We start from the raw sequence: 5,511 nt of genomic DNA, 5'->3' as shown, positions 1-5,511 counted from the left end.
GCTACGTACACACCATGCACAGTGTGCACACACTGTGCAGGAAGAGAGTGACGCACACTCTAAGCACACCCATGCACACCCTAATCCAATCACCCAAGACACTCTGGAATTGGTACGCATGAAGGCTGAACTCGAAGCCGAAAGGACGCTTCGAGCAACTATCGAAGTTGACCGTGATCACTGGCGCAACCTAGCGCAAAAACTAACAGAAACATCTCCGAGAAAATGGTGGCGTTTGTGGTGATATTTAAGAGCCTTTTTGGAACAAGCCAATGACGCCCCAATGAGTTGGTAAGAAGATTACTACATTAGCATGAGAATGTCTGAAGTCCGTTATTTCCCGATGTTTATGCACACGCTCAATCGGGCCAATTAGACGTCAGATCACGACTTTCCAAAATGACTCTAAGCATCCCTCCATCAGACGTTAATAAATGTTATTTTTTTGCATTGACAATGTTTCTTGTTTCCAAACATAACCCCAGATCAACAAATTTTGTGAGTTTTGTAAATGTCATCTGTAACCAAGAATTGGTCTTCCGTTCCACAAGAAGGCGGAACAATTGGAACTTCTGGTGTGACAACCATTCTTACGGGTTCACCATCTGGTGACATTAATAATGCCACATTCGATGGCGATGTAGTATTAGATAATAATGGAATCGTTACTTTCCAGATCGTATCTATAAACGAAAAATCATCAGTTACTGTTTCAACAGGAACCTCTCTTGTACTTGATCAAAGTACACTTATGTCTGGAACTATCAACATTGATGGCGGATCTATAAAGAATGGTAACGCCTATAATGGTGGCCCCCTAAACATAAATTTCGGAGATACTACAACAAAGACAAACACGGTAACATTGAATGCATACGGCCTAAGTAACGTTACATTTACAAACGTTTCCCCTGGAGACAATATTACATTTACAAATGCTTACGGAAACATAAGCCTTGTTGATGATGGTAGTGGCGTCATAACAGTTAAAAGCAACTCTGGCGCAATACTTACCTACCTGCATACAGCTAAAAAAACAGATGGCAGCTATTATACTGCCTCAGACTTTTCATCTTCCTCACCTGACGGAAATGATGCTGTTCTTATCTGTTTTCTTTCAGGCTCTCTAATCAATACTCCATATGGTACGAAGGCAGTTGAAGACTTCAACGTTGATGATGAGATCATTGCGTATGTTGATGGGGTCGCGACCCCTCGTCGTGTAACCTGGGCCGGTCAAGCACACTGCAAAGTTCATTCCCATCTTCCTGATGACGAGGCAGGTTACCCAGTCCGCATTCTCAAGAACGCAATTTCGGACGGCGTTCCCTTCAAAGACATGCTAATCACGGCAGAGCACTGCCTGTTCTTCGAGGGACATTTTGTTCCGGCGCGAATGCTCGTGAACGGCCGTTCGATCTTCTTCGACAAGTCCATTACGTCTTACGATTACTACCACATCGAAACCGAAGATCACTCGGTCATCATGGCCGATGGCATGCTCACCGAGAGCTATCTCGATACCGGAAACCGTCGCACCTTCTCCCAGAAGGGGAATGTCGTCTCAATCGGGGGCAGCCGGAACCTGAATTGGGACGATGCGACTGCCCCTCTGACGGTCTCCAGAGAAACAATTGAGCCTCTTTTTCGTAAACTCGAGAACCGTGCGGAAAAGGCCGGTTTTGCGATCCAAGCCGAAGCCCATCCTCTGACAAACGATAGTGACCTGCACCTGACCACGAATACAGGAGCAGTCATTCGGCCGGCACGGCAAAACAACGGACGGGTCATGTTCATGATCCCCAGCGGGGTCGAAAGCGTCCGGATCGTCTCCAATGCCAGCCGCCCCAGTGATGTGATCGGACCGTTCATCGATGATCGCCGCTCTCTTGGCGTTCTGGTTGGAACGGTTACCCTGTTCGAAAGCAACAGAACACGCACGCTGACCAATCACCTCTATGACGCCCAGCTCCCAGGCTGGAACAACGTGGAAGAGGGAACCATGCGTTGGACCAGCGGAAATGCTTTGCTCCCCTTGGGAGAACGCGCACCAGGAGCCCTAGCCCTGATGGCAATCGAAGTCAGAGCCGCAGGTCCCTACGTCCTGAACGAGACGATCTCCGAGCATCAAGCCCTGAAAGCCTGATTAGTGATTCTGCCCTGGAAACATTCCAGGGCAGAATCACTAGGAATCAGAAAAAATCCGGCCCGCTGTCGTAATCCCGGGAACGGGACGGCCCACCCCGTCCTCGCCCACGGCCTCGCGCTGGGGCCTGGGCCCTCTCGGCCTGCTGACGCAAGGCTTCCTTGCGTTCCTCCTCACGCCTGCGGGCCTCTGCTGCCCGTCTGGCCTGCTCCTCGGCCTCCTGCTTTCCCTTCACCCGCAAGGCGTTCAGAAGGCCATTCACCCCTTTCCGCTTGGCGTCCATGGCCTGCGCCGCCACGTCCCTGACGGTGGCGGCCAGCTCGCGCACCATTTCCCGCACATGGTCGTTCAGGGTACGCCTGCGCTCGTTCTCCTGAGCCTTGAACGTTTGGGGCTTGTACGGCTCTCCCTTGCGCTCCTGCTCAGCCTTGTGCTTGCGCTCCATCGTGGTGCTGGTCGGGCCAAGATGCAGGGTCGGTATCTCGTCCACGCCCTGCCGCTCATAGCTGCGGTGGTCGATGCGGGCGGGCTTCTGGTGGCGCTCTAGTGCTTCGTTGCACTGCATGGCCCACAATTCCCGAAGGCTCTCGATCTCCGGGCCACCCGTCTTGGCGGCGTCCAGGATGCGGGTCTTTTTGCCCAGACCATCCGGTTCGACTTCCCGTGTCGTGGTGAGGATATGGGTGTGATAGTTCCGGTCATCACCACCAGAACTGGGGGCATGGAGAGCAACATCAGCAGCCACCCCGTAACGCTCGACCACAGCAGAGGCAAAAGACCGCGCAAGGTCGGCCCTGTCTTTGGCGTCCAGTTCAGCGGGAAGGGCCAGCACATACTCCCGGGCCGTCACCGAGTTAGAACGCTTCTCGGCTTGCTCGGCAGCGTTCCACAAGGTCGAGCGATTATGCGCCCACTCGCAACCAACCGGGGCAATGATGAAACTATCATCAACCCCGGTTCGGTTAGCGTAGTCGTGCTGGCGTCCATCGCGTTCGTTGGTCAGCGTGTCCCCGGTTCGATAAGCCGCAGCGGCAACGGCACTTCTGCCGGTGCTACGCGATACGGTCTTAACGGACAGGTGGAAGATCGCCACGGAATTGGCTCACTGACAGAATGAGGTTGCAAGGGGTTTGCCCCTGTCGCACGGAAACTCGAAGAGTTTGCATAAGTGCGCCCTTAATACCTATCGGCATGAAGGGTTTTTAGGCAACCTCATTTTGTGGTATAGTTACACTCAAGAGGAGTTCCCCACACATGAGAAGCACAAGCCAGCCGACCAAATCCCCAAGAATTCTTGAAGCTGAAAAGAGGCTTGAGCAGGCACGGAACGCCCTGAAAGATGCCCGCAATGCTGAGAACAGGCAGAAGCGGAAAATAGAAGATCGCCAAAAAATCATCTTGGGTGGCGCGCTGCTTAAAGCAGCGGAAGGTGATGACCGCTTCTCGAACGTGATTGATGCCCTCCTTAAGAGGTTGTCTCGTGAGCAGGACGTAAAGGCTTTTCAAGATCACGGGTTCACCACACCCCGTCCAGCACAAGTGCAGAATGAGGGCTGACCATGAGTGAGCCGGATGACACGGAAGATTTCGGCCTTCGTGCGTTTGAGGATTTGAAGAACACCGTCCAGCGGTCGAATAAAGCCTATTCGGACGTTTCTGGTAAGCTGCCAGCCCTAGCGAAGCAGCTTGAGGCACTGGACGCCAAAAGCACCAAAGCCGCGCAACGGGTTGAAGAAGCTGCGCAGGCCGTCACCAGCTACATCAAGACCGACCGGCGCACCCTGCTCATCACCTGCGGGTTTGGGGCAATCGTGCTCGTGTTCTGCGCGGCCTTTCTGGGTGACATCAAGGGCAACCGAGCCGGATACGCCCAAGGGTTCGCTGAGGGGCAGCAGGAAGCCAAGAAACGGGACGCGCTGGCGGAATGGGCCGTGTCGTCACCATCGGGATATATGGCCTACGAAATGGACAGGGCGGGCCAGATTCAGGCGTTCGGCATGTGCAAAATCGAAGGTTACAAGGTCAGAACCGACCAGAAAGGAACGTGGTGCGTATCCGCCTCCGGTGGTGGCCTCATGTGGCCTATAGCGCAGCCCTGACCGTCACTGGTAAAAAACACCATAACAACCACACACCCCATTCCTGAGCCATTTACGGGCCAAATTGAGGGGTGTTTCAGGGCTGGGCTAGCGCGGAGCGGAAGCGGCGTAGCCCGTCCGCAGGACGCCAGACAGAGGGTGAATATAATTTGCCTTTGATCCGCCCCCGAGGGTCCACAGGACCCGAGGTCCGCTACCGTTTATAATACGTTCGCTCCCCTCGAACCCGTGGGCTTCGTGGACGGTTCTTAAGATCATAGAAGTGATTATAAAAAATCACTCTTCTTTTCAGATACTTAGTTGGGGGGGGTAGTCCCATCTAGATGGGACTACCCAGTCCCATCTAGATGGGACTGGTTTGGATAAATTTTGTCAAATTATTGACATTCAATATCCGAAATTTTAGACATTCAATGTCCATTTACTGACAACTGTTGTTCATAATTGAGACGGGGTAGTCCCATGTCAAAAGTTCCGCCAAAAGCCGTTGGTCTTGCCACCGCTCCTAGTGGAACGTGGGTACAAACTGAACGAGCGGCCCATGAACGATGGGCCAAGCTCATAGGATCGCACCCAAAAGCAGCTGCACTCATGCATGTCATTGTAGGCAACATGGGACGACACAATGCTTTAGTGGCCAGTGTCCCCAATCTTCAGAGAATGATGGGATGCTCACGGAATACGGTCCTTCGTGCAATTAACGTGCTGAAGGATGAAAATTGGATTGAAGTACGTCAGCTTGGCGGGGTCGGTACTACAAACGCCTACATCGTGAATGACCGGGTAGCGTGGTCTGGACCACGAGATGGCATCCGCTACAGCTTATTTTCGGCGGCAGTTCTGGTCTCAGATAACGAACAGCCCGATAAATCGGAAATTGGCGCACAACCTCCCTTAGAGCGGATTCCGACCCTGTATACAGGAGAAAGACAGCTACCGACCGGTCCCAGTATGCCTCCCCCTTCCCAACCTTCTCTTGAGGGATTGGAACCCGACTTACCAGCCACTAGCCGCGACGATCCTGCATGATGAGCTCGCACACCCATGCACACCTATCCCCTGCACAGGCCGCACAAGTAGCTGACGTCTCCCGATGGACAATCATGCGCGCTATAAAATCAACAGATTTGCAGGCTTTTCGAGATAATAAGAACCAGTGGCGGATCAAAATCGACGATCTGAACACGTGGCTACGTACACACCATGCACAGTGTGCACACACTGTGCAGGAAGAGAGTGACGCACACTCTAAGCACACCCATGCAC

6 protein-coding genes are annotated in these 5,511 nt (G+C 53.0%); 5 read left to right on the top strand and 1 reads right to left on the bottom strand.

All coding sequences use genetic code 11. The features are described 5' to 3' along the window. The coding region (locus JK199_RS15625; RefSeq protein ID WP_212377662.1) for a hypothetical protein at positions 1-244 on the top strand (244 nt) is incomplete at its 5' end. Between the two features lie 333 nt (positions 245-577). Next, positions 578-2,146 (top strand): Hint domain-containing protein, encoded by a 1,569-nt coding sequence (locus JK199_RS15620; RefSeq protein WP_342356349.1) that lies wholly within the window; start codon positions 578-580, stop codon positions 2,144-2,146. A gap of 46 nt (positions 2,147-2,192) precedes the next feature. Here JK199_RS15620 and mobQ read toward each other — a convergent pair whose 3' ends face one another. Continuing rightward, the gene (gene mobQ / locus JK199_RS15615) at positions 2,193-3,239 is read right to left on the bottom strand and encodes a MobQ family relaxase (protein WP_212377656.1); all 1,047 of its coding nucleotides are present in this window, start codon (positions 3,237-3,239) and stop codon (positions 2,193-2,195) included. 161 nt (positions 3,240-3,400) lie between these two features. Here mobQ and JK199_RS15610 point away from each other — a divergent pair, with 161 nt between their 5' ends. From JK199_RS15610 to JK199_RS16105, 3 genes are all read left to right on the top strand, one after another. Beyond that, entirely contained in the window at positions 3,401-3,703 is a 303-nt protein-coding gene (locus tag JK199_RS15610) for a mobilization protein (RefSeq protein WP_212377653.1), read from the top strand. 2 nt (positions 3,704-3,705) lie between these two features. After that, positions 3,706-4,245, top strand: a complete 540-nt coding sequence (locus tag JK199_RS15605) for a hypothetical protein (protein ID WP_212377650.1) — start codon at positions 3,706-3,708, stop codon at positions 4,243-4,245. A 1,025-nt stretch (positions 4,246-5,270) separates the two neighbouring features. Continuing rightward, positions 5,271-5,511, top strand: a 241-nt coding sequence (locus JK199_RS16105; RefSeq protein ID WP_212377647.1) for a helix-turn-helix domain-containing protein, incomplete at its 3' end; no start/stop codon positions are given.

The organism is Acetobacter persici (genome assembly GCF_018256955.1).
Taxonomy (GTDB): Bacteria; Pseudomonadota; Alphaproteobacteria; order Acetobacterales; family Acetobacteraceae; genus Acetobacter; species Acetobacter persici.
The sequence above is the reverse complement of the archived record's forward strand: the minus strand, read 5'-3'. Positions and strand labels throughout refer to the sequence as shown.